Origin of the sequence: Luteolibacter sp. Y139, assembly GCF_038066715.1 — a bacterium.
Taxonomy (GTDB): Bacteria; Verrucomicrobiota; Verrucomicrobiia; order Verrucomicrobiales; family Akkermansiaceae; genus Haloferula; species Haloferula soli.
Map to the genome: position 1 here is coordinate 225,128 of NZ_JBBUKT010000001.1, position 24,336 is coordinate 249,463.

A 24,336-nucleotide genomic window follows, 5' to 3' on the forward strand; every position below is an offset into this window, starting at 1 on the left:
AGGAAAATTTTTAACAGAACCCACAAAAAAAGGCAAAAGTGCCTGATATTTTAGATTTCCTTGAAATCAAGGTTGTGTATTTAACCGGGCGGAAAGCAACGGCCACGATCTCCAGCGTCGCCTAACGACCATGAGCAGCGCCTCCCACATCCCACTGTGCGTCGATCTCGATGGCACGCTGATCAAATCCGACCTACTCCATGAGTCGCTGCTGCGCCTCCTGCGCCACCGCCCATGGATGGCCTTCCGCGTCCCGCTCTGGCTGGCGGGCGGAAAGACCCGGCTGAAGTCGAAGCTGGCCGAAGTCCTCCCCCGCGCCGCCACCCCTCCTCCCCAGCGCGAGGAGCTCGTTGATTTCCTAAAAGCTGAGCAAGAAAGCGGCCGCGCCGTCTATCTCGTCACCGCCTCTCATCAAGCAGCCGTCGAGCAGGTCTCTTCCGTCTTCCCTTTCGACGAGGTCATCGCCTCGACCGACACCCTGAACCTCAAGGGCGAAAACAAGGCCGCCATGTTGGTCGAGCGCTTCGGCGAAAAGGGCTTCGACTACGCCGGCGACTCACGCGCCGACGAAGCCGTCTGGCGCCGCGCGCGCAAGGCCATCGTCGTCCATCGCTCGGCCCGCCGCATCCAGCAGTTGGAAGAGACCTTTGATGTCGACCGCTCCTTCCAGCCCGTCGGCACCACCTGGCGCGATTGGGTCAAGGCCCTGCGTGTCCACCAATGGGCAAAGAACCTCCTCATCGCGGTCCCCTTCCTCGTCGGTCACCACTATCACAATGCCTGGCAGATCGCGGGACTCCTCACCGCGTTCTTCTCGATGAGCCTGTGTGCCTCGGGGACTTACCTGTGGAATGACCTGCTCGATCTCGAATACGACCGCGCTCATGCCCGGAAGCGCAATCGCCTCGCCGCCTCTGGCAAGACTTCCATCCCCCGCGTCGTGATCGCGTCGGTCGCCATGGTGGGCGCGGGCCTTGCCACCGGCTTCACGCTCACGCCGTCATTCGGGCTGCTGCTCATCGGCTACATCGTCGCCACGCTCTCCTATTCGCTACACTTCAAGAAAGTCGCCATCGCCGACATCTTCATGCTGGCGATGCTTTACCTATCGCGTGTGATTGGCGGGATTCTCGTCTCCGATGCTGTCATATCCTTCTGGCTCTTCGCTTTCACCTTCTTGCTCTTCGTCTCGCTCGCCGCAGCGAAGCGCTTCGTTGAATTGAAATCCGTGGTCGAGTCCGGCTCCGCCTCCATCCAAGGCCGCGGCTATCGCGCCGACGACCTCTCGGTGATTTCCCAGCTCGGTGTCGCCGCCGGCGTCGCCTCCTGCATCGTTCTCGGGCTCTACTCGAATAGTGAACAGGTCACCGCCCTCTATCACCGCCCTCAATGGTTCTGGGGCATCTGCGTGGTCGCCTTCTATTGGATCACCCGCATCTGGTTCATCACCCATCGCGGGGAAATGCATGACGACCCCGTGGTCTTCGCGCTCAAGGACCCCGGCACCTGGATTCTCGGATTGATCGGCATCGCCTGCGTCCTCCTCGCCTCCCCTATCGCCGCCCCATGATGCGCCAGCCGGTTCATTCCTGGGGACGGCTTCGTCCCGCCATGGCCGAGGTCCTCTCCCCGGCATGGCCCGACCAGCTTTCCGTGGCGAATGGCCCGCTCCTCGCCTATGGCCTTGGCCGCTCTTATGGCGACTCATGCCTGTTAGACGGCGGCACCATGGTGGACATGCGGTTCCTCGACCGCCTCATCGCCTTCGATCCGGAAACCGGCATCCTGAAAGCCGAGGCCGGCATCACGCTGGACGCCATCCTGACCTTCGCCGTCCCCCGCGGATTTTTCCTGCCCACCACGCCGGGCACCCGCCAAGTCACTCTCGGTGGCGCGATCGCCAATGACGTCCACGGCAAGAATCACCACCGCGTCGGCTGCTTCGGCAATCACGTCCCCCGCTTCGGCTTGCTCCGTTCGGACGGCTCGCACCTCACCTGCCAGGAAGGCGATGCCCTCCACGCCGCCACCATCGGCGGCCTCGGCCTCACCGGCATCATCACCTGGGTCGAACTGAAGCTCGTCCCGATCCGCTCCGCGATGCTGGACGTCGAGCTGATCCGCTTCTGCGGCATGGAAGAGTTCCTCTCGATCTCCAACGACTCCGCGGAAACTTGGGAACACACGGTCGCTTGGATCGACTGCCTCAGCCCCGGCGAATCCGCCACCCGCGGCATTTTCATCCGCGGCAACTGGGCGAACGAAGGCAGCTTGGAACCCCATCACGCGGGCGGAGCCGGCGTGCCGGTGGACTTCCCCGAGATCGCACTGAACCCCGTTTCGATCCGCGCCTTCAACACGCTCTACTACCACCGCTTCCTCGGCAAAACCAAGCGGCTGCACCAGCATTACTCGCCCTTCTTCCATCCGCTCGATTCGGTCCACGATTGGAACCGCATCTACGGCAAGCGCGGCTTCTTCCAATACCAGTGCGTCACCCCCTTCGACGCAGGCAGCGCGCCGATGGAAGAGATCCTCAAAACGATCGCCGCCTCTGGCCAGGGATCGTTCCTCGCCGTGCTCAAGACCTTCGGTGAAATCGCTTCGCCGGGCATCCTCTCCTTCCCCTCACCCGGCATCACGCTCGCGCTCGATTTCCCGAATCGCGGCGGAGAAACCATCTACCTCTTCGAAGCGCTCGATCGCATCGTCCGCGATTGCAATGGCCGCCTTTACCCTGCGAAGGACGCCCGCATGGAAGCCGAGGACTTCCATCGCGCCTACCCGCGGCTGTCCGAGTTCCGCCAGCACATCGATCCCGAGTTTACCTCGGACTTTTGGAAACGCATGACCGGCACCGCCGCATGAAGCTCGCCCTCCAATACATCTTCTTCGCGATCATCGCGACCGCTGCGAACCTGCTTGCGCAGGCCGTCGTCACCGCAGTCGATCCCACGCCGTTCAAGTTCTGGAGCGCGCTGGTCGCCGGCACTGGCACCGGCCTCGTGGTGAAGTACCTGCTCGATAAGCACTACATCTTCCAAGCCCGGCACATCACCAGCGCCACGGACATAGGCAAGAGCTTCTTCCGCTATGCCCTCACCGGCGTGCTCACCACCGCCATCTTCTGGGGCCTCGAAGTCGGCTTCCACCATGCCTTCCCCGCTTGGCCCGCGGCCAAGTATGTCGGCGGCGCCATCGGCCTCGCGATTGGCTACGTCTGGAAATACCAGCTCGACCGGCGCTTCACCTTTGCCACTCCATGAGTTCTTACCGCGCCGCCGTCTTCGGAGCCACTTCGGCCATCGCCCAGGATATGCTCCGCGCCCTCATCGCGGAAAAAAAGCAGGCCGACCTTCTCCTGATCGGCCGCGACGCGGCCAAGCTGGAAGTCGTCGCCGCCGATCTCACCACCCGCGGTGCCACCTGCCGCACCCTCGCCACCGAGCTGACCGACCCATCCACGGACTGGAAGAGTCTGTTAGATTCCACCCAGCCGTGGGATCTCTTCCTCCTCGCCCACGGCTCCCTGCCAGAACAGGAGCAGACTCTCGCCGACAGCAGCGCCGTCGCCCGTGAGATCGCGATCAACTACACCAGCCACGCCGTCATCGCCGCCGCCTGCTCCGAAATCCTCACCCGCCAGGGAAAGGGAACGCTCGCCGTCATCGGCTCCGTTGCCGGCGATCGTGGCCGCCAATCGAATTTCCTCTACGGCTCCGCCAAGGCCGGCATCGACACCTTCATGGCCGGCCTCCGCCATCGCCATGCCGCGCAAAAGGACATCCACATCGTCCTGCTCAAGCCCGGTATGACCGACACCCCGATGACCGCCGGCATCAAGAAAGGCCCGCTCTTCACCTCATCCCACAAGGTCGGCGCCCTCGGCTGGCAGGCCATCCGCAAGGGCAAGCCCGTCGCCTACCTCCCCGGCTGGTGGCGTCTGGTCATGCTCATCATCTGCAGTGTTCCTTCCCCGGTTTTCCTGAAGACGAAACTCTAACAGCTCGATTCATGGATACTCCTCCTCACAACGATTCGCTCCCTGCGCGGAGTATCCCCGACCGTTTCATCTACCTCGGCCTCTTCGCCTTGATGTGCATCGTGGTCGCGCTCGCCTGGCCCGGCCTCAAGTCACCGCCTTTCCTCGATGACCTGGATCACGCCGCCCACGTCTCCAACTTCAGCGGCTGGAAGGAAACCCTCGGCACCGATTGCTTCGGCCTCTTCCGCCCTTTCAAGAACGTCGTCTATTACAGCTTCCACCGCTTCGGCACCCCGTCGCCGCTCCTCTGGCACTGCCTGCCGCTCGGGCTCTACCTCGGCGCCGTGGCGGCCGTATTCGCCCTCGCACGCCGTCTCACCTCTTCCGCCGCATGGGGTTTGGCCGCAGCAGCCCTCTGGGCACTCAGCGCCAATCAGACCACCACCGTGCTCTGGATGGCCTGCTTCAATATCAGCCTCTCGGTGATCCTCGTTTGCATCGCCGTCATTCTCTATGACCGCTCCTGGGATTCCGCCCGGCCATGGCGCGTCACCCTTCCCGCCTGCCTGGTCATTTCGTTCCTCGCGCTGATTTCCTACGAAACCTCGCTCTGCATCGCCCCCGTCTGCGTCGCCATCGATGCCTTGCGCAAGCGCCGCATCTTCTCGAAGCCAGCCATCACCCGCTACGTTGCACTCGGTGCAGTGACCGTCGCTTTCCTCATCATGCGGGTGACCGTCGGCGGCGTCACGAACGCGAACTATAACAACTTCAGCTTCGACCCGCAGATGCCGCTCTGGCAGCTCAGCGTCTCCGCCCCATGGCTGATGTGGCGGCATTTCTCGATGTGGTTCTTCCCCTTCGGCCGCGTCGAATTCATGAGCACCTACGTCTGGGGCAAGTCGGCTTCCATGCTCGATCTTGCAGGTGCCTGGGGCTTCCTCCTTCTGCTCGGCGCCACTTGGCTGATCACCTTGCGACGCCTCCCCCTCCTCTCATTTGGCATCGCATGGTTTTTCCTCGCGAGCTTCCCGTCCTCCAATTTCGTCCCCCTCCGATCCGGCCCCATCGAAGACTACTACGTGGTCGTCCCCGGCGTGGGCCTGGCCCTTGCGGTGGTTGCCCTACTGCGCTTCGCCTTCGCACGTGCTGCCACCACGGAAGGCTCCTCCATCGGACACCGGAAGCTCGCGCTGACTTGCGTTGCCTGCTGCATCGTCGTCCTCAAGCTCGGGGGCATTCCACTCTTCTGGCATCAGGCCACCCTTTGGAACGATCCTCTCCGCCTCTACCTTTACTCAGCCTACGACCGCCCCGCGCAGTTCCAGCAGAAGAACCTCGCCGCACGTGAACTGATCTACCGCGGCGACTTCACCACCGCCAAGGCCCTCGTGGACGAATCGCTCGCCGATGGCCCTTGGTACACGATCAACTACCTTCTGTTAGGCGAGATCGCCATCCGCTCGGGCGACTACAAGTCAGCCGCCGACTATTTCGACCGCTCGCAATCGATGGCCGACTCCAGCATCCGCTTCGGGGAATTCATACACATCCGGCGCGCGGAGATTCTCGTTGCCGAGGGCAAGTTCGCCGAAGCACGAGACCTGCTGCTACCGCTGCTCCAGCGTCCCGACCGCGAACAACATTTCCCCGCCACCCTGATGCTGGCCGACATTTACTTCCGCAAGGGCGACCTGGAGAAAGCCCGCCAGACACTGGAGAAATCCGCCGCCATGCACCCGGACAAGCGCGACGAGATCGCGAAGGTGATGCTTCAGCTCGCTCCCCAAAGCTCCGCCGCCCCGAGCCACTGAAGCTCGCACGCCCCGCAAACCATGACCGCTCCCCTTTCCAAGAAGCCGTTCCCTCTCGACGCCCTGCTGGTGGTCGGCCTGTGGTTCATGCTATGCCTTATCGGGACAGTCTCGATCCTCGTCCTGAACGAAGGCAAGTTCACCTACACGCTCGACGACCCCTACATCCACCTCGCCGTCGCCGAGCAAATCGCCTCGGGACATTACGGCATCAATTCGACGGAGTTCTCCTCGCCCTGCTCCAGCGCCATCTGGCCTTTCCTGCTCGCCCCTCTCGCACGCACGCCCATCGGCGAATACGTGCCGCTCATCTTGAACATGATCTTCGGCGGTCTCACCGCCATGGTCCTGCTCAAGCGCGCCCGGATCATCTTGCCGGAAAACACGGCAGCTCGCGTGGTTCTCTGTTGGGCAATCCTCTCCTCCTGCAATGCCCTCGGCATCGTCTTCAACGGCATGGAGCACAATCTCCAGCTACTCGCCGCCGTCGTCCTCGTCGAAGGCATGATCCGCATCACCGAGAGCCGCGACCCGGGCAAGTGGTTCTGGCTCGCCGTCATCGCCGGCCCCTTGGTCCGCTATGAAAACCTCGCCCTCTCCGCCGCCGCATGCGGCCTCCTGCTTTTCACCGGACGCCCGAAAGCTGCGATCATCGCCGGAGCCGCCGCCCTGACAGGTGTCGCCGCGTTCTCGTTCTTCCTTCACGGCCTGGGACTGCCACTCATCCCCAGCTCCATCACCGCGAAGTCCGACTTCACGAAACACGGCGGCTTCATGAATGGCCTCCCGCTCGCGATCGAACGCAGCTTCATGGAGAACCGCGGTGTCCTGCTACTTCTCTTCACCTCCACCCTGATCGTCGCAGGGCTCACCGCTGACTGGAAAACCCCGCGTGGCAAAGCCGCCCTGCTGTTAGCAGGAGCAGGCGTGCTGCATGCGATCTTCGGCACCTATGGCTGGTTCAATCGCTACGAGGCCTACATCTACGCCTCACTGTTGTTCGCGCTATTCGCCTTGGCACCTGCTCCCGGCTTCCTTGCGAGCCAGTGGCGCCCCGTCCACACCTTCGCCGTCGCTTTGTTCGCGTTGGTCATCTCGTACCCTTACCTGAAGGCTCTCCCGCAAACACCAGTCGCTGCCAACAACGTCTACACCCAGCAATACCAGATGCACCGCTTCGTCACCGGCTGGTGGAAGCGCCCCGTGGCCGTGAATGACCTCGGCTGGGTAAGCTACCAGAATGACCAGCATGTCCTCGACCTGTGGGGCCTCGGCTCGCACGTCGCTCTCGAGGCCCGCCTAGCCAACAAGGACAACTCCTGGATGCGAGACATCGCCCGCGACCAAAACGTCGGACTCGTCATGGTCTACGAAAGCTGGATCCCCGCCAACGCCGTCGGATGGACCAAGGTCGGCGAACTCCAGCTCCACGGCGACTGCGTCTCCCTCGCCTCGCCCATCGTCGGCATCTTCGCGACCTCGCCGGAGTTGGTTCCGGAAATCGAATCCCTGCTCGTCGACTTCCGCCAAACCCTTCCGCCAGCCGCCAAGATCCTGGTCCGCTCCGAAGCCCGCGCCGCCCTCAACAAGGCCGCGCCAGCCCGCCAGTAGCAGACCTCACTCCTCGGGAACCACCGCCTGCTTCCGGCTCAGCCAGCTCCTCAGCAGGCTGATCACCAGCAGGAGCGCCACCACTCCGGCCACTGCCAACAGAATCTTCCACCCGGAACTCTGCGTGAGCGCTTGGCCGAACCACACGAAGCCGAGCACGTAAGGCACCTGCGCCAGCAGCGAAACGGCGAGGTAGCGGCCAAACCCCACCTCCGCGAGGCCGAGCACATAGTTCTGAATGAAGAGCGGCATCCCCGGCGTGATCCGGAATAGCAGCAGGAACTTCATCTCATCCCCCGCTGCCAATCGCGGAATCGCCACTCCCCGGCGCGTCAGCCACCGCTCTAGCGGAGACCGCACCACCCGTCGCGCGAGCCAGTAGCCCAGCGTCATGTTGATCGCCACGGCGAGCATCACGATGCAGAAGCCCGCCGCCGCCCCGAACCTCACTCCCGCGAGCACAAACAGCACGCTCCCCGGAAACGGCCCCAGCGGCAGCAGCACCAGGCCGGAGAGGAACATCCACAAGGGCGCCGTCCTCAGTGCCTCCAGCAAGCTGTCCTTCCAAGCGAGCAACTGTTCCATCGACCGGGCCACTCTCGCGACAACTTCACCCAGCGGAAGACAAATCACCTTCCCGAATCGTCGCATCTTGGCTTGTTAGAAACTTTAGCAACCCGGAAAATCGGACAAACCGGGAATCACGAGTCATTCAATTTTCAATAAAACTTGAACATTGGCCGCCGATTCCCAAGCTGATGCCGAGACTTTGGAACCTCTCCTCCATGACCTCTCCTGACCTCCGGGCGCGACCCGCAAATCGTATCCCGGCAGTGCTATGCGGCGTCTTCGTCGCATTCTTCCTGATCCAGATCCTGACGTTCGACTACGGGCGGGATCAGGGGATCTACGCCGTCGTCGCCCGCTCCATCCTTGAAGGAGGCATGCCCTACCGCGATGCGTGGGACTTCAAGCCGCCCGGGATCTTCGTCCTCTATGCGATCGCACGCCTCTTCTTTGGCGCGAATGACTGGGGCATCCGGCTGCTGGAGTGCCTCTTCCTCGTCGCGATGTGCATCTGCATCGTCCGCTGGGCGAAAAAGGTCTTCCTCCCGCAGCTCAGCGGTTACTTCGCGATCGCGCTGGCGATCCTGATCCACGCCCAGCTCGATTTCTGGCACACCGCCCAGCCGGAGTCCTTCGGCGGAGCACTCACCATCTTCGGCCTCTGCACCGCTCCGCTGTTCGCCACCGATGACCGCTCGCCTTCTCGCCCGCTGCTGCGGTGGTTCGTCGCCGGCGTCTTCTTCGGCATGGCGGGCCTCCTCAAGCCGCAGCTCGCCTTCGGCGGAGGCCTGCTGGTCATGCTCCCGCTTGCCGCACGCCTGCTCGGGAAAAAGCTGCCATTCCTGCAAGCGTTCGCAGCACCGAAGGACGGACCGGGCGAATGGAAGTCACTCTTCGCCACGGGCCTCGGCACCATCGCCCCGGTCGCGCTCTGCGCCCTCTGGTTCGCTGCCAAGGGCTCGCTCCAGGATCTCTACGAAGTCCTTTTCGTCTTCACCCCGAACTACACCAAGCTCGGCTGGCAGGGCCTCAGCCCGCTCGATTTGGCCTACAATGGCGTGGTCGACTGGTTCACTGGCTACTCGGCCCTGGTGCCTCTCGGCATTTCGCTGCTGCTCCTCTTCGCCCATCGCCTCTCTTCACGCGAGCGGGCTGCCGCACTCGCGATCTGCCTCCTCATCGCGCTGCACCTCGCCGGCGTCGTCGCCCAGGCGAAATTCTTCGCCTATCACTACGGCGCCACCTGGCCGCTGACCGCCCTTCTGGTCGGGCTGGGGATCGCCCTGCTCTGGGAGCAGGCGATCAAAGCCTCCCGCTGGTGGATCGCCGCCTTCGCCCTCATCGTGCCGCTCATCTGCTTCACGCGCTCGGCCACCAAGGGCGTACCGCAGTCCTTCCTCGCGCGCACTTCCATCCGCACCCAGGCGCTTCTCTCGGGCGGCCTCACGCCCCAGATCCGCGACGAACTCGCCTCCGTGGACGGCGTGAATGCCGGCGCAAATCGCCAAATCGCCCAGTTCTTCCAGGAAATCGACAGCCTGTCTCCCGGCAAGCCCCTCCGGCCCATCTTCATCTGGGGCTTCGAGCCGATCATCTACGACTGGGCAAATCGCCCGGCCTCGACCCGCTACATCTACAACGTCCCGCAACGCGCCGCCTGGCTCCAGCAGACGATGCGCGACCGCCTGATGGCCGACCTCGCGGCAAATCCCCCGGAATTCATCATCATCGAGCGCCACGACCCCCTCCCCGGCGTCACCGGCAACTACCTCGACTCCGGCGATGCGCTCAAAGATTTCCCCGAACTCCGCTCGCTTATCGAAGGCCACTACAAACAGGCCTTCACCCACGAGGATTTCATGGTCCTGCACGAGGCCGCGCCCCCTGTGGCCGCCGCCAAACCCTCGCCAAAACCCTGATTTTCCGAGGCCCCGGACGAAAATCGAGAAACTCGCACCGGATCTGCGCTTCGTCCAAAAAGAAAACTCCCGAAGCCGATTTTCAAGATTTCCAGAGCTCCTCCAAACATTGAGGACCAATACTTTCTAAAAACGTTCAAAAATTTATTGTCAATTTTCAAAAAAACCCTTAAAGCCAAGGAAGCAACGGGCTACCCGATATTTAATAAAGCTTGAATATCTAGCCCCGAGCCCTACAAACCACAGCATCCTAGCAGTAGAGAAAAATGAATTCTTCGTCTCCCAAGTTGAATCTCCACTCCGGTCTCGCGATTGGCTACCGCCAGCCGCTTGCAACCGTACGTGAGGCGATCCAGCTGGAACACGGCACTCATTTCCTGATTGCCCGCAATGGCCGCGGCAAGACCACCCTGCTGCGGACCCTGGCCAAGACCCTCCGCCAAATGCACGGTCACTTCGAAGCCAACGGCCGGGTGCAATACCTGCCCGAAGATCTTCGCTTCGATCCCATCACCACCGTCTCCGCCATCTTCCGGGCGATGATCCCCTCCAACCGCGTGGCCGAAGCGATGAAGCTGGCCGAGTCGCTGGAGCTGGATGCCCGCAAGTCCTACGGCAAGCTTTCCACCGGCAATCGTCGCAAGGCCCATCTGATCATGGCCGAAATGTCGATTGACCCCACCCGCGGCAATATCCTGCTGCTCGATGAGCCCTTCAGCGGCCTCGATGCCTACGCCCGCGAAATTTTCGAGGACATGTGGCGCGCCAATGCCAGCACTGTGCTGCGCTTGGTGAGCTGCCATCCGGACTACGACTCCATGGGCATGCCCAGCGCGGTCGTGATCCAAGGGGAGGAGATCCGCCACACGATCGGCAACGACCAGACGTGGAATCAACTCAAGAGCCAGCTGAACTGACCTGTCATGCGACTCTACCGCCTTACTACAGCGACACTCTTCCAGTGGAAATCCTGGGCGATCTGCCTCTTTGCGGTCTGTGCCCTTCCCTTTGCGCTCTCGCAGATTTCCATCGCGACTGAAAACGCCACGCTGCTCAAGCCGGCGATCGCCCAGGCCACGTGGGCCATGGCGCTACTCTCCGCCATCTTCTGGGGCTTCTTCACCGCAGCCAAGCTCGGCGAGAACAATGCACGCTCGGGCGTCGGCGAATACTTCCTGACCACCGGGGTTTCCAGCACCCGCCAGCTGTTGGAAATGTGGCTGTCACTGCTCACCTTCATTGCTCCTCTCCCACTGCTTGCGTCCGCTGTCTGCATCCTTGCTGCCAGCCCCGGCCAGGCCGCCGAGCGCAGCATGTGGATCACCACGAATCTCCAGTACGGAGTGCTCTTCCTGCTCGCCATCGCGCCCTTGGCAGCGCTTGCGATGTCGGTCGCCTCACGCTTCGGCAGCATCACCGGCTTTGTCACTTCCGCCGCCTTGGCCATCTACGGCCTCTACGGCGTGGGATATCTGAAGCTGCTCGCCAATCTTGAGAGCTACCCTGCCCTCAAGTGGATCTGGGCCGGATCTCCGCACTATCATTTCGCCGATCCTACGGAACGCCTTCGCTACAAGTTGGGAGCTATCGCCTGGGACAAGTTCCCTCTGCTGCTCGCCTATTTCGGAGGCATCCTGCTCGTTCACGCCGCGATCTCCCGCGTCCTGTTCCGCGCCCGTGCCACGGCTTGATCTGACCCTTTCCTCCATCACCTCCCTCTCCATGAATCTCCGCGACATCGCGATTACCTCTGCCCTTGCCGTTGCCGGCGTGGCGCTGTGGTCGCACGGAGCCAACCGCCTCGCGGCGGGGGGGGACTTCGATTTCCGTCCGAATCCGCTGGGCCTCAAGACCAGCCCCTACGGCGCTGTCGTTGCCTTGGCCATGCAGGGCGGCATTGAATCCGACTGGCACGGCACGATGGAAGTCGAGGGTACGGAGGGTTCCACCTGCGCCACCTGCGGACATCATCACGGCCCGGAAGGCGATGCCTGCCACGCCGATCACAAGGCCGGAGCTTCTGATAGCTGGATCTCCCGCATCGAACTGGCCGCCACCGAGCGCACCAATCCGAGCCCGGTCACCAACGGTCACAAGCTCTATCTCCGCCGCCAGACCGAAGACCAACTCCGCCTGGCCTACGAACTCGATCCTTCCAACTACGCGAACTACAACTCGTATCATCTGTTCCTGACCGAGCCCTCGGTCGGAACCCGTCCGGTCCTGACCGACAAGGTGATCGAACTCGCGAGCAGCACCATCAATTACTGCCTCAAGGAGGAGTCCGATCCCCGCCCCGCACTGACCGCTGCCGCAGCAGCCGGCAATGTCCTCGAACTGATGTTCCTGCATCGCGACGACTACAAGCTGGAGCAGATGAAGGAGGAACTCCACGTCCTCGACTACTCCCTGGGCAAGCATCGCGCGCTGACGGAAAAATGGCTCTCCAGCGGCGAGTTCCAGAACCTTTCGCCTGCCCGCCAATCCGAGATGCTCGAGCGCCTGAAGTTCGTCGTCAAAGTCCGTGATGCTGCCGTCAAGACGGTGGAACGCCTGGCTTCTCCGGCCGGCGACCAAGCCGCCAATTCTCCCTGATTTTTCCGCCCTCTCCACTCCCCATGTTCACTGCTGTTCATGAGCCACCACCGCTGCCGGTCCACAATGGTCCGGTTGCTGCCCCGCGCTTCACGCCGGGCATGAATGGCGCGACGCTGCTGGGAATCATTTTCCGGGTGTGCAAGGAGGTCCGCGTCTCGGATATCCAGATGCGCTCCGACCGCCCGGTCTACATCCACACCAACAAGGGCGTGGAGAAACTGGACTTCCTCGGCGTCCTGGATGCCCGCCACATGGATGAGATCCTCAAGGAACTCATCACCAACCGCGAAAGCGCCAGCCACGGCTTCGGCGAAGAGAGCGATCTCGGCCAGCGCGTGGAAGACAAGATCGCCAATGCGATCCGTGACTTCGCCGAACGCAAGGTCGCCGACTTCTCTTGTAACGGCATCCTGATGGGGAACAATGGCGAGCGCTCCGGCCGCCTTCGTATCCAGGCTCACTTGAGTTCCTCCGGTCTCGGCGTCACCTGCCGTATCCTCAACGATTTCATTCCGGAACTCGAAAGCCTCGGCATCGACCCCGACACGACGAGCATCCTGCGCATGGCCGTGCAAAAGCGCGCCGGCCTCTGCCTCGTCACCGGTCCCACCGGCTCGGGCAAGTCGACCAGCCTCGCCGCCCTGATCGATTGGCTCCGCCGCAATCACGGCAAGCACGTCGTGACCGTCGAGGACCCGATCGAATATCAGTATCCGGACGACATGGAGGATCCGGAATACCCGGGCCGCCGCATCCCCTGCCCCAGCGTGATCACGCAGCAGGAAGTCGGCCGCGACGTTCACTCCTACCGCCAGGGCCTCAAGGACGTTCTTCGTAAGGCGCCCCACGTCATTCTTCTCGGGGAAATTCGTGACCGCGAAGCGATGGAAACCTGCATGGAAGCAGCCCAGACCGGTCACTTGGTACTCTCCACGCTACACACAACTGGCGCGGTCAAGACCATCGGTCGTATCCTTGAACTCTACCCCAAGGAAAGTCACGCATCCGTACTTTCACGACTGGCGGAAATCCTCATCTTCATCCACTCTCAGGGCCTGCTCAACGGCGTCCAACGCCGGGTGCTCACCTATGAGTTCCTGCAGAACAACGACGACTCTGTCGCCTCGGCAATTGCCAACTACGATGGCGGTGCCCGTTCTCTGGAAGATGTGATCCGCCGCGCCGGCAACATCGAGTGGGACGCCAACCTGCGCCGCCTGATGCGCCAGGGCCTCATCACCGAACAAACCTTCGAGAACGCCCGCATGAACCGCGACGAATCCGAAATCCTCTGACCACTTTCTGAGAATCCGCGAAGGACCCCTGGTCTTTTTAATCCTCCCGGGCCCTCCGCTGATTCTCTCTCCGACAAGACAATTAGACACACCCAAAAAGACAACACACCAAACATGAAACTGACTCAAATCACCAAGCGCGCGAAAGGTATGACGCTCCTCGAACTGACGGTCGTCATCCTCGTTCTCCTTTCGCTCATCTCCATCCTCTTCGTGGGCGCCCGCGCTTGGAAGAAGGGTTCTGACCGCGCTGCCAACGTGATGATCGTTCGTAACGTCCAGCAGGCCGTTCGCTCGTATCAGAACATGAACAACGTGTCCGAAGGTTCGACCGTCGGCACCACCACCGCTGGTCCGCTGTTCGGAACGGGCTTCTTCCTTGAGAACCCACCGACCCACCCGGTCTCCGGCCTCACCTACTCCTACTCCGGTACCGTTCCTGGCATCGGCACCCTGTTCACCAGCAGCACCGGCACGCCGACCAACGGTGGCACCGCTGCTGACTACGCACCGACCGGTTACCAGGACTGGTAATCCCCGGTCGCCTGCGGGTGACACTGCTCCGGCAGTAGTAGCTCGCTAGCAATTCAAGTCTCCCGCCTGCTGCATGGCGGGCGGGAGACCCTCCTTCTCCCCACCCCTTTTCCCCCCGTTGATGAAAGCACCCACCCACCCTTCGTCCCTTGGTCGCCTACCAACATCCCGCGGGGCTCAATCCGCTCCAACGCTTCCGCCAAGCCGGCTCTGTCCTCAAGGGCACCAGCCGCGCGGATAACGCCGCCTGGTACCGCAGTGCGCTCGAACTGGATTTCCAGCTTCACTTGCGCGCCGACGGCAATCGCGTCGATTCCCGCCTCTTTGACCGCCGGTCCGGCCAATGGACCCCTGGTCCCCAGCTTTCCGAGGCGCACGCCACCGACCTCACCTTGATCCCCGCTTTCGCGGCCGAGGTCATCCGTGTCGCCCAAGCCGCCAAGGCCGATTCGATCGGTGTCGTCCTTCATCTGGCTGACGAGTTCGCAACTTCCGAACTCAAGCCCGAGCTCGACAACCCCGGCGCTCTCGCCGAGCTGCGCACCACGATCGAGTCCGACCCCAAGAGCATTCTCGACGACTCCTCGGTGTCCGCCACCGAGTCGAGCTGGAGGCTCATCCCCTACCCTGCCGCCGGCAGCGAGGCGATCGCCACCACCGTCTGCCTGTCTCGCAGCTGGGCCGCATTCCTCGATGAGCTGCGCAAGACCGGTGAAGAGAAGAACTTCCCTGTCATCACCCGGGCTGTCAGCGCACCGCTCGTCTGCCTGCTCGCGCTGCCCGAGTTGAAGCGGGATGAATTGGTCCGCCCGCTGATCGCGGTGCTGCCTTACCACCGCTTCACGTTGCTGGCCTTCTTCAATGAGCACGGCGACCTCCGCCTGCTCCGTACGCTCCAGCATCGCGGCCAGCGCCGCCCCACGAATCTCCGGCACGCCGCATCCACCACGGCAGCCGCACTCGAACTGGCAGACCCCGAGGTCTATCTCCTTTCCACCGGTGAAATCACCGACCCGCAGCTCGCTGCGGACCTGCAACTGGTATTCCCCGCCGCCTCCATCCGCGAGGTCGACTGGGTCGGCACTCCCTACGCGGCGGTCACCGCCGGAGTGGGACCGGAACCACAGATTGCCTCTTCTGTCGCCACCGCCCCGGAAACTCCGTTGGCATCCTCCCACACCTTCGGCGTGTTGCGTGGCGATGGCTGGGCCACCCAGGATTTCCTGCCGGTGTCCCGCGAACTGGCTGAAGTCTATCCGGCCAGCAGCGAGATGAAGCTGCTCCGCGCTGCCCGCTATGCCCGCCTGGGCTTTGCGGCGCTCACGGTCCTCGCGCTCGCCTTCTTCGGCCTGCAGATGCTGGATCTGGTGCGCAAGCCCGAGTTCACCTTCAACTCCGACGGAGCCAAGTCGCAGAAGCAACGCCTCACCTTCCTCGCTTCCGAGCGGACCCGCGTCGATCACTGGGACAATCTGTTGGAAGACCGCTCCAAGGGATGGGTCTCCATGGAACTCCTGAGCACCCTCTTCCCTGAGAAGAGCGGGTTCATCGTGAAGACCTTCTATCACACCGTCCGCCCCGAGTCCCTTCCTGGCCAGGCCAAGGCCGGATTCATCCGCGAATGGAAGATCACCGGCCTGGCCCGTGACGAAGCGCTGGACCAGCTGAACATCCTCAATACCCGCGACGGCATCTCGGCCGTCTTCAAGCAGGTCGCCGACACCACCGGCAATACCTCCTTCAAGACCGATCTGCCGAGCCGCACCCTGGTGGTCACCGTCCGCACCCTGGAAAACTCCAGCTACCGGGCAGGTCCGCCTGAAGAAGCAGCAAGCCTCGACGACTCCACTTACCCGTTCTCGTTCGACCTGACGATCACGCAACGCTTCGAATCGTCCGATCAACTGGCTGTGGTCCTCGCCAAGGCCCCCTGACCTCCACCCATCGATCTCCATGTTTTACCGTCAATCCATCATCCTGTTCGGCTTCGTGGTGCCGTTCGCGATCTGCGCGGTCGTCGTCGGCGGAGGGATGATCCTCAAGTCGAAGACCTCGGCCTCGTTCCTCGAAAAGCAGTCGCTCTACAAGAGCGCCGAGAGCGATCGCATCGGTGCCCTCGGCATCGAAGCTCAGATCAGCAAGAAGCGCCCTCACATGGAACGCTGGCTCTCCCAGGTCGGAAAGGAGACCGCCAGCTCGATCACCTCGAACCTCAAGCAAATCGCGGATTCCCTGCCCTCGAAGGAATTCCAACAAACCGCGGTTGATTACCCGAACTCGAAGGGCGGCTTTGCCACCTCGGCGGCACAGGATTCTTCCCAAGTCCGCCTCGCCTTCCGCGGCACCTTCCGCTCGGTGCAGATGGCGCTTGCTGAATTGGAATCCCGCATGCCTCAGCTCCAGCTCCACGAGCTCAAGATCGATCCGAGCGGCTCCTCCACTTCCTCACTGAACTTCCAGGTCACCTACACCGCGTGGGAAAAATGAAAACGACACCCTTTCTCCCGATCCTGACCCTCACGACCGGTCTCCTGCTCACCGCAGGGCCGGCCTTCGCGCAGATGGCCGAGGGCCTCGATAACACTCCCGAGGCGACTCCGGCAGCAGCGGCTGCCGCAGCCGCGAAGAAGCCGGAGGCAGCACCCGCGGCAGCGGTCGAGACCAAGGAAATCGAAGCCTCCCGTTTCGCTGGCGACGAGCTGCCTGCTTATGTCCGCCAGCTCGCCGCTCGCTTCTCCATCCGCAAGCGGACCACCGATTGCTTCGGTCGCTATCAGGACCCGAACTTCGTGGCTCCGGAGCCCAAGGCGATCAACAAGACCCCGGGCCCGCGCTCCTATAAGCCGGAGCCGCCCATGCCCTTCTCGGACGTGGTCGCAGGCATCACGATCAACACCGTGATTCCCGGAAAACAAAAGTTCCTCATCGGCAACCGCAGCTTCAGCGCCAACGACTCGTTCTCCGTGAGATTGCCGAACGGCAAACAGCTCACGGTCAAAGTGGTGTCCGTCACCGCCGAGCGCATTCGCTTCCGCAACGTCACCACCAATGAGACGGCGGACCTCACCCTGAACATGCTTCCAGCCGGCATGCAGAAGGGCACCGGCAAGATCACTGCCCCGGGCTTCGAGCCTGTCGATTCCAACGCCCCCGTTGAGATCCAACCCTCCGTCCCTCTGTCCAACAACTGATCCAGATCCTCTTCCCCCTGCTGTCCCACACACACCCGCACACCATGAAGCCTGCCATCGCCGTCGCCACGTTGCTGGCCCTCCCTACGCCCCATCTTTTCGCTCAGAATGATGGGCCCGTAGCCATTGATCCTCCTCTCGCTGCGGCCGAGCCCGCGGTGCCGAATCTGCCGCCGCCCGCCCCTGTTCCGGAGCCCCCTCCTGCTCCCGCTGACCTGCCCGCGCCTCCGGCCGTGCCCGCCGCACCCGGAGCTGCCGAGTTGCCGGCTGCCCCGCCGGTGGAACCAGTGACACCGCCGCAATCCGATCTCAATGCTTCTGGCAAGCCCATCACCGCCCATCCGGGCGCTCCTGGTGCCGCCGGCCAAGAGACCATTCAACCGTCCGACGAAGGCTACCTCATCAAGGACGCCCCGTTGAATGACATCTTCCAGTTCCTCGCCAAGCAGGCAGGCCGCCAGTACTTCCACAACGCGAAGATCGCCACGCCGGACTATCGCGTGACGGGTCACCTCAATGATGGCAACCCGCTCAATCAAATGGAAGAGCTGGCCTTCATGTATGGCCTCACGCTCTACACCAAGGGCAACACCATCTACGCCCTGAGCCAGGCCCAGCTCGGCCAGCTGCCCAGCGCCGAGTTCAACTACCAGCTCCAGTACCTCCGCCCGACCGATATCGAGCAGATCAAGTCCCTGCTGGTTCCGATGCTCACTCCGGGCACCGGCATCGTGAACTTCGAGCCGAAGACGAATACAATCGTCATCATCGACACCGCCCACCGCATCGAGCAGGCCCGCGAATTCCTCCACAACATCGACAAGGCCAAGGGCCAGATCGTCGTCGAAACGAAGATCATCCGGGTCAACAGCACTGCCGCCCAACGCACCGGTGTGAACTGGTCCGCCTCGCTCGGTGAGGCCGGCACCTCGCTGGAACTCGCTGGCAGCCTCAACTCGCTGTTCGGCATCAATACCGCCGGCTTCGTCACCAAGGGCGGCACCACCGGTTCCGCGCTCTCCTCGGCTGAAACCACCACTGCCGCCGCCGGCAGCACCTCCGACCTGGTGCTGTCACCGATCCAGCTCAATGGCGTGTTGCGCGCTCTGGCCGAAGGAAACTTCGCCACCCAGATCTCCAACCCAACGCTGATCACGGAAGACAACGAACAAGGTTCGATCTCCATCATCGACCGCGTGCCGATCATCACGCAGACCCAGAGCGGCACCGGCAATACCGCCATCGTGACCGAAGAAGTCCGCTACAAGATCGATGCCTCCGACAAGGCCATCACCGACGAGCCCGACAAGCATCGCGAAATCGGTATCTCCCTCTCGGTCACGCCGACGCTCCTTCCGGACGGCACCGTCCGCATGAAGCTCCGCCCGCGCTCCGCACAGATCGTGCAGCAGGTGGTCGGCCAGACCGGCAACGTTTACCCCCGCGTAACGGAGTCGATGATCGAATCGCTCTCGCGCGTTCCGGATGGCCACTCGCTCATCGTCGGCGGCTTCTACGGCGAGGTTCAGAACAAGGATCGCACCAAGATCCCGCTCCTCGGCGACCTCCCGGTCCTGAACTTCTTCTTCAAGAGCAAGGACACCATCAAGGAACACGCCAGCCTCGTCTTCATCGTGACTCCCACGTCCTACGATCCGTCGAGCAAGAAGGCGACCGCCCAACAGTCCAGCCGCATCCATCGCAATACGATGCTGCCGCAAGATCACGACTGGGTGGACCCTGAGTGCAATCCGGGCCCGGCTCACGAGCCGAACCTTCAGCGGGGTATCCGCGATCTGCGCCCGCAGGAAGCGCCCTACTATCCGACCGAACAGGAGTTGAACCGCTCCAAGGCGGCTCCGGCACCGGTTCCGGCATCGACGACGAAGAGCCGCTCGCGCGCTGGTAACCCGAGCAAGTGAGACGGCGGGCGGGGAATCCTTCCCCGCCCCATCCGTTTTCACCCAACCGACGACACCCATGTCATCCCCCTACACTCCCGCCACTCCTGCCGTGCGGAAACCCGGCGACGCCTTGCAACTGCTCCACACCTGTCTGGAGCAGACGATACAGGCGCTCCAGGCTACCGGCATCGCCACCGAGACTGAGCTCGCACGCATGCAAGCTCACTTCGAACGCTCGGTGAATCAGGGCGAGCCTCTCGATCTGCTCGAGATCCTCGCCCGTGTGCAGGGAGCGGAGGAGGAACACGTGGGGATCGAGGTCGCGCGCATCACTCATGCGGTGTCGATGGTCATCCATCCGTCGCCACCGCTGGTGCCCTTCGCGGGCAAGCTGATTGCGCCCTCTGCCTTCTACGAATCCTTCGACCAGCTTCACCACACCGCCCGCGCCCTGCTGTCCCCCATCCTCTATGCCGAGGACACGGACGCGGTCGGCACCGGCGCCCTCAATCCCATCGCCGCACGCATCATGGCCGATGAAATCCTGAACGGTGTGAATCGCCGCTTCGGCATCAAGCCATTCGTCACCGCGGTCCGCATGGACTACGAGAGCTGGTCTTTCCTCACCCGCAAACACTTCGGATTGTGATCGACTACGACAGCATGTCCTTCAACGAGTTGATCAGCGGGCAAATCATGCGCGCGCTGGCCAACCACGATCCCCAGTACGCGGAACTGGAACACGATCAGGTCGCCAACCGCGTCACGCGCTACTGCTTCATGGGCGCGCTGGCCAAGATCAATGGCCTGCCCTTCTTCCCGAGGGTGGCGGAGTTCTGTGACGGCTCGCTGCACACCTACTGCGATCCCACCGTGCTCACCCGCGGGCTCTTCAGCCCGCTCTGCGTCACGGGTGACAAGCTCATCGTGGCGGTCGCCAACCCCTGGAGTCCGCTTCCTGACGAATACCTCGCCCCGCGTTTCCCGGATCTCGAGATCGTCAAGGTCGTCACCCTCGCCTCTGAAATCGCCCGCGCGATCGAGTCGGTCGGCACCAATTCGGGCCCCAGCCGCTCCGAACTGGAAGCCATCGACGTCGAGGACAATGACGAGTCCATCCGCGACTTCGACGTCACCACCGACTACACCGAGCCGATGGCCCAACTCGTGGCCACGGTGATGGCGGACGCGGTCAAAACCCGCGCTTCCGATATTCACTTCAAGGTCGAGAAGGAGTCGTTCTACTACGCCTATCGCGTCGACGGCGACATCGGCTCGAAGGTCGAGATCCCGATGAAGCTGAAGGACCGACTGGATGCCTTCCTTCTCAACCTGATGAAGCTCCCCACCGAAATCCGCGCCACCGCGCCGGGTATCTCGGGCCGCTTCACCATCTCCTATTTCCACCGCCCCATCGACATTCGCTACGAGAGACACCGTACTTACCGCGGCTATCACGTGACCATGCGTTTGCTCGATAAGAGCCACATCAACGTGACCCTCGGCAAGGGCACCCTCGCTTTCGACGAAGAGACCCTTTTCGAACTCAGCAAGGTGATGCGCGTCCCCGCCGGCATCATCGTCATGTCCGGTCCCACCGGTTCCGGTAAGTCGACGACGCTGAACGCCATCCTTCGCGAGCTGAACCGCCCGGACGTCAATATCCTGACACTGGAAAACCCGGTGGAAGACGAAGTTCCCGGCATCACCCACTGCGACTTGAAGAGCCCGAAGGAGTTCAAGCCGATGATCGCTTCCTTCATGCGTTCCGACCCGGACATCATCCTCATGGGTGAGGTTCGCGACATCGAGTCCGCGGAACTCGCGATCGAAGCTGCGGTGACGGGCCACAAGGTGCTTACCACCATTCACACCCCGCGCGCCTCCCAGATCATCGAGCGTTTCGAGCAGCTCGGCATCGAGCGCTGGAAAATTGCCCAGACCCTCAAGGCTGCCTGCGCGCAACGTCTGGTGAAGCTGCTCTGCCCTTACTGCAAGGAACCCAAGGACGGCATCTCCGACCACGACCGGAGAACCTTCAACCTCGACGAGTCCTGGGCTACCGTTCCCGTCTTTGCCGCAAAATCAGGCGGCTGTGCTGAATGCCGCAACTCCGGCTACAGCGGTCGTACTGCCATTCTCGAAATCATTCCCATCACCCCGAAGACCTCCGACATGCTGTCGAAGGGCGAAATTTCCCCTTACGAACTGGAAGTGAAGATCCAGAACGAAGGAATCTTGCCCAACCTGCGCCGAAGCGGCTTGCGCCTGCTTCGCGAAGGCAAAACCGACATTGAAGCCGTGGCGAAGGTCATCGACATGACTTACACCGATGAGTAGCGCCTCCGCCACCGCCAAGCCGGGCACTCCCGCGTCCGCCGCCAAGCCAGCCGCCCAAGGCGGCTCCTTCGGCTTCCTCAAGCAGACGAAGGTAAAGCTCTTCACCAAGAAGCAACTGGTCTCGATGTTCCGTGGCCTCGCTTCGATGCTGCGCGCCCAGATCAATACCGCGGACGCACTCAAGTACTACGGTCAGGGCCTTCAGGACAAGGTGATGTCCGAAGCCCTTTTGAAGATCCGCGAGGAGATCAATTCCGGCGTCAACGTGCACGAGGCATTCCGCCGCACCGGCCGCTTCTCGGACATGGTCATCGGTCTGATCCAGGCTGGTAGCGATGCCGGCCAGCTCCACCAGGCCTTCGGCGCACTCGCAGCCCGCTTCACCAGCGAGATGCAGTTCACCAAGGCGCTGCGCAAGGCCACCGTCATGCCTTCCGTCGTCATTACGGTCCTGGCTTCCGCCTTCGTTTTCTCGCAGGTCAGCATCGTCCCGCAGGTGCAAGACATGCTCAAGTCCGTGGCCCAGAAGCCCGACGGCATGACCGCCATCGCCTTCAAGGTCAGCGCCATCACCAGGGCGATCTGGCCCTTCGTTTTCGGCTCGGTCGTTGCGATCGCCATCACCATCTGGCGTTCGGATAAGGTTCGCAACATGATCCTCGGCATCGGCATGTCCAAGTGGCGGCTGCTTCGCCTCATGATCATGAGCCTCCGGCAGATGACCTTCCTCTCCACCATGAAGATGCTGCACGCCAACGGCATCAACTTGGCGAAGTCGATCCGCGTCTCCGCCAACAGTGTGAAGGGCACCCCTTTCTATCAGGAACTCCGCGACGCCGCCGACAAATACGAAGGCTCCGGCGTTCCCCTCTCCACCGCCTTCTCCAAGTACACCTCGGTGGACTCGCAGGTGGTCCACATGATGTCCATCGGTGAAAAGTCCGCCTCGCTGGATGCGCAGCTCGAGATGCTCGCCCAGATGTATGAGGAGGACGCCGAGAACTACATGGGAACCTTCACCGCTGCCGTGAACTTCCTGGTCCTCATCATCGCCGTCTTCCTGATCGCTGCCGTTTTCATCGGAACCTTCCTGCCAATCTTCCTGATGGGTCCGAAGATGATGAACAGCAAGATGTAATCCCCAACCGCTTGTCGCCATGCAACTGACTCGACTCGACCGTTGGCTAAGGGAGCGCTTCGTCTACGAGACCCACATCTACACGCTTCGCTTGCCCGAAGCCGTGCCAGCCGGGGTCATCGCCGAAGAGCTTCCCGAGTCACCCGGCCGGCGCTTCAAGCACCGCTTCATCCTCCGCAGTGATGCCGCGGTGAAGGCGCTGATCGAGCAGCTGCGCGAGGGTAACCAGATGTTCACCACCCGGGTGGTGGATCGCGAGGCATGGTATGTCCCGCTGATCGCGCCCCATGGCAAGTCCATCACCTGGTGGTTCGTCTGGCTCGGTGTGACCGGCATGGCGGTCTTCGGCCTGGTTCACCTCGGCCGCATCGCGTGGGCCAATCCGGAATTGCGGAAGAACGTCACCGAGGCGTTCTCGATTCTCAAGGGTGACGCGGCCAGACCGGATCGACCCGAGGAGCGAGGACCAAAGAAACGTTAAGATTTCCGGCTTTTCAAGCCCCCTTAAACAACCTAGGTTCCCACTCGTCCCATGAAATCCCGTGTCCATGGCCAATCGTCGCACCGTGGCTTCACGCTGCTGGAGTTGACGTTGGTAATGTCAGTGCTCCTGCTGCTGATCACCGTCGGCCTGAAGTCGAACAATGCCTTCAAGACCTGGAAGCTCGCTCGCGAGGCCTCCGATACCCTGCGCACCGTGTACATCGCGCAGCGCACCTACCTCGCCGACAATCCGACCACGGCAATGAGCGCGCTGACTCCCGCGCTGTTGCTGCCGTACATCCAGAACGGCCCCACCGTTTTCCCCACCGCCAAGTCGGTGACCGGAGCGACGCTCAATGTCTTCGTGGGCGCATCGCCGCCGTTCTACACGACCACCGCCACCGTTTCCGGTGCCACCTCGCCCTCTCGTTACGACCCCTCCGGATCCACCACCGATTCCCTCTGGGATGTAGGAGAATGAAATTCTCACTGGTCGCCGCCCTCATCGCCACGGTCCTTCCGCTCGCCGCAGCGGACACCGCTGGCTTTGAGTCGTTCGGCGAGTACGAGATCCGCAGCCAGACGAAGATCACCGGCAGTGGCAAGGTGGTCCAGGTGCCGATCAAGCCGCTCAAGCTTTCCGTCTCGTCCGATGGAGTGAGCATCCGCATCTCGTCAGCGGAAAAGTCGGAGGCATTCTCCACCTTCACCATCTATCGCTCCGACGGCATCGGCCGCCAGAATACTCCCGGAGGCCCGCTCGAAGTGGTGCCCGGAGTGCAGGCCACCAGCGACCACCGCGGCGTCCACAAGCACCTGCGCCTCACCCGCGATACCCTCACTCTCACCGTTTTCCCAGGAGTCTCCGACCAGACAGTCGTCACCAATGCCGTCCTCGCCTCTCCCCCCGCTAATGAGCCTGCCGCCGATTCCCGGAAAGGATCGCCCGCACCTTGA

General features: G+C 62.4%; 23 protein-coding genes. 22 read left to right on the plus strand and 1 reads right to left on the minus strand.

Going from position 1 to position 24,336, the window contains the following annotated elements; genetic code table 11:
* The first annotated feature begins 130 nt into the window (after positions 1-130).
* The 6 genes from WKV53_RS00970 to WKV53_RS00995 are packed head-to-tail and all read left to right on the plus strand — an operon-like array spanning position 131 to position 7,410.
* On the plus strand, positions 131-1,570 hold the full coding sequence (locus WKV53_RS00970; RefSeq protein WP_341402420.1) for a UbiA family prenyltransferase: 1,440 nt from the start codon (positions 131-133) through the stop codon (positions 1,568-1,570).
* A gap of 41 nt (positions 1,571-1,611) precedes the next feature.
* Positions 1,612-2,868, plus strand: coding sequence for an FAD-binding oxidoreductase (locus WKV53_RS00975; protein ID WP_341402421.1), 1,257 nt, complete (start codon positions 1,612-1,614; stop codon positions 2,866-2,868).
* Entirely contained in the window at positions 2,865-3,266 is a 402-nt protein-coding gene (locus WKV53_RS00980; protein ID WP_341402422.1) for a GtrA family protein, read from the plus strand. Before WKV53_RS00975 ends, WKV53_RS00980 begins: the two co-directional genes overlap by 4 nt.
* Entirely contained in the window at positions 3,263-4,003 is a 741-nt protein-coding gene (locus WKV53_RS00985; RefSeq protein ID WP_341402423.1) for an SDR family NAD(P)-dependent oxidoreductase, read from the plus strand. The genes WKV53_RS00980 and WKV53_RS00985 overlap by 4 nt, the downstream gene beginning before the upstream one ends.
* A gap of 11 nt (positions 4,004-4,014) precedes the next feature.
* Positions 4,015-5,799 carry a tetratricopeptide repeat protein gene (locus WKV53_RS00990; RefSeq protein ID WP_341402424.1) on the plus strand — a complete coding sequence of 595 codons (1,785 nt, stop codon included), beginning with the start codon at positions 4,015-4,017 and terminating at the stop codon, positions 5,797-5,799.
* Between the two features lie 21 nt (positions 5,800-5,820).
* Entirely contained in the window at positions 5,821-7,410 is a 1,590-nt protein-coding gene (locus WKV53_RS00995; protein WP_341402425.1) for a DUF8728 domain-containing protein, read from the plus strand.
* A 6-nt stretch (positions 7,411-7,416) separates the two neighbouring features.
* Here WKV53_RS00995 and WKV53_RS01000 read toward each other — a convergent pair whose 3' ends face one another.
* On the minus strand, positions 7,417-7,995 hold the full coding sequence (locus WKV53_RS01000; protein ID WP_341402427.1) for a TVP38/TMEM64 family protein: 579 nt from the start codon (positions 7,993-7,995) through the stop codon (positions 7,417-7,419).
* A gap of 200 nt (positions 7,996-8,195) precedes the next feature.
* Between WKV53_RS01000 and WKV53_RS01005 the strand changes: the two genes are divergently transcribed.
* The 16 genes from WKV53_RS01005 (at position 8,196) to WKV53_RS01080 (ending at position 24,336) form a co-directional block, all read left to right on the plus strand.
* Positions 8,196-9,896 (plus strand): ArnT family glycosyltransferase, encoded by a 1,701-nt coding sequence (locus WKV53_RS01005; RefSeq protein ID WP_341402428.1) that lies wholly within the window; start codon positions 8,196-8,198, stop codon positions 9,894-9,896.
* A 266-nt stretch (positions 9,897-10,162) separates the two neighbouring features.
* On the plus strand, positions 10,163-10,813 hold the full coding sequence (locus WKV53_RS01010) for an ATP-binding cassette domain-containing protein (protein ID WP_341402430.1): 651 nt from the start codon (positions 10,163-10,165) through the stop codon (positions 10,811-10,813).
* 6 nt (positions 10,814-10,819) lie between these two features.
* A complete protein-coding gene (locus tag WKV53_RS01015; protein ID WP_341402432.1) occupies positions 10,820-11,587 on the plus strand; it encodes a hypothetical protein in 768 nt (255 codons plus the stop codon).
* 31 nt (positions 11,588-11,618) lie between these two features.
* Positions 11,619-12,491, plus strand: coding sequence for a hypothetical protein (locus WKV53_RS01020; protein WP_341402434.1), 873 nt, complete (start codon positions 11,619-11,621; stop codon positions 12,489-12,491).
* 23 nt (positions 12,492-12,514) lie between these two features.
* The gene (locus tag WKV53_RS01025) at positions 12,515-13,789 is read left to right on the plus strand and encodes a type IV pilus twitching motility protein PilT (RefSeq protein WP_341402436.1); all 1,275 of its coding nucleotides are present in this window, start codon (positions 12,515-12,517) and stop codon (positions 13,787-13,789) included.
* 114 nt (positions 13,790-13,903) lie between these two features.
* Entirely contained in the window at positions 13,904-14,323 is a 420-nt protein-coding gene (locus WKV53_RS01030; protein WP_341402437.1) for a hypothetical protein, read from the plus strand.
* A 149-nt stretch (positions 14,324-14,472) separates the two neighbouring features.
* A complete protein-coding gene (locus WKV53_RS01035) occupies positions 14,473-16,257 on the plus strand; it encodes a hypothetical protein (RefSeq protein ID WP_341402438.1) in 1,785 nt (594 codons plus the stop codon).
* Positions 16,258-16,276: 19 nt separating this feature from the next.
* Positions 16,277-16,810, plus strand: a complete 534-nt coding sequence (locus tag WKV53_RS01040) for a hypothetical protein (RefSeq protein ID WP_341402440.1) — start codon at positions 16,277-16,279, stop codon at positions 16,808-16,810.
* Complete coding sequence (locus WKV53_RS01045; protein ID WP_341402441.1) at positions 16,807-17,514, plus strand: hypothetical protein; 708 nt, start codon at positions 16,807-16,809, stop codon at positions 17,512-17,514. Before WKV53_RS01040 ends, WKV53_RS01045 begins: the two co-directional genes overlap by 4 nt.
* 44 nt (positions 17,515-17,558) lie before the next feature.
* Entirely contained in the window at positions 17,559-19,436 is a 1,878-nt protein-coding gene (locus tag WKV53_RS01050; protein WP_341402442.1) for a type II secretion system protein GspD, read from the plus strand.
* Between the two features lie 58 nt (positions 19,437-19,494).
* Positions 19,495-20,067, plus strand: a complete 573-nt coding sequence (locus WKV53_RS01055; RefSeq protein ID WP_341402444.1) for a hypothetical protein — start codon at positions 19,495-19,497, stop codon at positions 20,065-20,067.
* Positions 20,064-21,758, plus strand: coding sequence for a GspE/PulE family protein (locus WKV53_RS01060; protein WP_341402445.1), 1,695 nt, complete (start codon positions 20,064-20,066; stop codon positions 21,756-21,758). Before WKV53_RS01055 ends, WKV53_RS01060 begins: the two co-directional genes overlap by 4 nt.
* Positions 21,751-22,896 (plus strand): type II secretion system F family protein, encoded by a 1,146-nt coding sequence (locus WKV53_RS01065; RefSeq protein ID WP_341402446.1) that lies wholly within the window; start codon positions 21,751-21,753, stop codon positions 22,894-22,896. The genes WKV53_RS01060 and WKV53_RS01065 overlap by 8 nt, the downstream gene beginning before the upstream one ends.
* A gap of 19 nt (positions 22,897-22,915) precedes the next feature.
* Positions 22,916-23,377 carry a hypothetical protein gene (locus tag WKV53_RS01070; RefSeq protein WP_341402448.1) on the plus strand — a complete coding sequence of 154 codons (462 nt, stop codon included), beginning with the start codon at positions 22,916-22,918 and terminating at the stop codon, positions 23,375-23,377.
* Positions 23,378-23,428: 51 nt separating this feature from the next.
* Positions 23,429-23,860 carry a type II secretion system protein gene (locus WKV53_RS01075; RefSeq protein ID WP_341402450.1) on the plus strand — a complete coding sequence of 144 codons (432 nt, stop codon included), beginning with the start codon at positions 23,429-23,431 and terminating at the stop codon, positions 23,858-23,860.
* Complete coding sequence (locus WKV53_RS01080) at positions 23,857-24,336, plus strand: hypothetical protein (RefSeq protein ID WP_341402451.1); 480 nt, start codon at positions 23,857-23,859, stop codon at positions 24,334-24,336. The genes WKV53_RS01075 and WKV53_RS01080 overlap by 4 nt, the downstream gene beginning before the upstream one ends.

Excerpts from the sequence above, each read along its gene's own strand:
- WKV53_RS00970 (WP_341402420.1), top strand. The coding sequence starts at position 131 with ATGAGCAGCGCCTCCCACATCCCACTGTGCGTCGATCTCGATGGCACG.
- WKV53_RS00975 (WP_341402421.1), top strand. The coding sequence starts at position 1,612 with ATGGCCGAGGTCCTCTCCCCGGCATGGCCCGACCAGCTTTCCGTGGCG.
- WKV53_RS00980 (WP_341402422.1), top strand. The coding sequence starts at position 2,865 with ATGAAGCTCGCCCTCCAATACATCTTCTTCGCGATCATCGCGACCGCT.
- WKV53_RS00985 (WP_341402423.1), top strand. The coding sequence starts at position 3,263 with ATGAGTTCTTACCGCGCCGCCGTCTTCGGAGCCACTTCGGCCATCGCC.
- WKV53_RS00990 (WP_341402424.1), top strand. The coding sequence starts at position 4,015 with ATGGATACTCCTCCTCACAACGATTCGCTCCCTGCGCGGAGTATCCCC.
- WKV53_RS00995 (WP_341402425.1), top strand. The coding sequence starts at position 5,821 with ATGACCGCTCCCCTTTCCAAGAAGCCGTTCCCTCTCGACGCCCTGCTG.
- WKV53_RS01000 (WP_341402427.1), bottom strand. The coding sequence starts at position 7,995 with ATGGAACAGTTGCTCGCTTGGAAGGACAGCTTGCTGGAGGCACTGAGG.
- WKV53_RS01005 (WP_341402428.1), top strand. The coding sequence starts at position 8,196 with ATGACCTCTCCTGACCTCCGGGCGCGACCCGCAAATCGTATCCCGGCA.
- WKV53_RS01010 (WP_341402430.1), top strand. The coding sequence starts at position 10,163 with ATGAATTCTTCGTCTCCCAAGTTGAATCTCCACTCCGGTCTCGCGATT.
- WKV53_RS01015 (WP_341402432.1), top strand. The coding sequence starts at position 10,820 with ATGCGACTCTACCGCCTTACTACAGCGACACTCTTCCAGTGGAAATCC.
- WKV53_RS01020 (WP_341402434.1), top strand. The coding sequence starts at position 11,619 with ATGAATCTCCGCGACATCGCGATTACCTCTGCCCTTGCCGTTGCCGGC.
- WKV53_RS01025 (WP_341402436.1), top strand. The coding sequence starts at position 12,515 with ATGTTCACTGCTGTTCATGAGCCACCACCGCTGCCGGTCCACAATGGT.
- WKV53_RS01030 (WP_341402437.1), top strand. The coding sequence starts at position 13,904 with ATGAAACTGACTCAAATCACCAAGCGCGCGAAAGGTATGACGCTCCTC.
- WKV53_RS01040 (WP_341402440.1), top strand. The coding sequence starts at position 16,277 with ATGTTTTACCGTCAATCCATCATCCTGTTCGGCTTCGTGGTGCCGTTC.
- WKV53_RS01045 (WP_341402441.1), top strand. The coding sequence starts at position 16,807 with ATGAAAACGACACCCTTTCTCCCGATCCTGACCCTCACGACCGGTCTC.
- WKV53_RS01050 (WP_341402442.1), top strand. The coding sequence starts at position 17,559 with ATGAAGCCTGCCATCGCCGTCGCCACGTTGCTGGCCCTCCCTACGCCC.
- WKV53_RS01055 (WP_341402444.1), top strand. The coding sequence starts at position 19,495 with ATGTCATCCCCCTACACTCCCGCCACTCCTGCCGTGCGGAAACCCGGC.
- WKV53_RS01065 (WP_341402446.1), top strand. The coding sequence starts at position 21,751 with ATGAGTAGCGCCTCCGCCACCGCCAAGCCGGGCACTCCCGCGTCCGCC.
- WKV53_RS01070 (WP_341402448.1), top strand. The coding sequence starts at position 22,916 with ATGCAACTGACTCGACTCGACCGTTGGCTAAGGGAGCGCTTCGTCTAC.
- WKV53_RS01075 (WP_341402450.1), top strand. The coding sequence starts at position 23,429 with ATGAAATCCCGTGTCCATGGCCAATCGTCGCACCGTGGCTTCACGCTG.
- WKV53_RS01080 (WP_341402451.1), top strand. The coding sequence starts at position 23,857 with ATGAAATTCTCACTGGTCGCCGCCCTCATCGCCACGGTCCTTCCGCTC.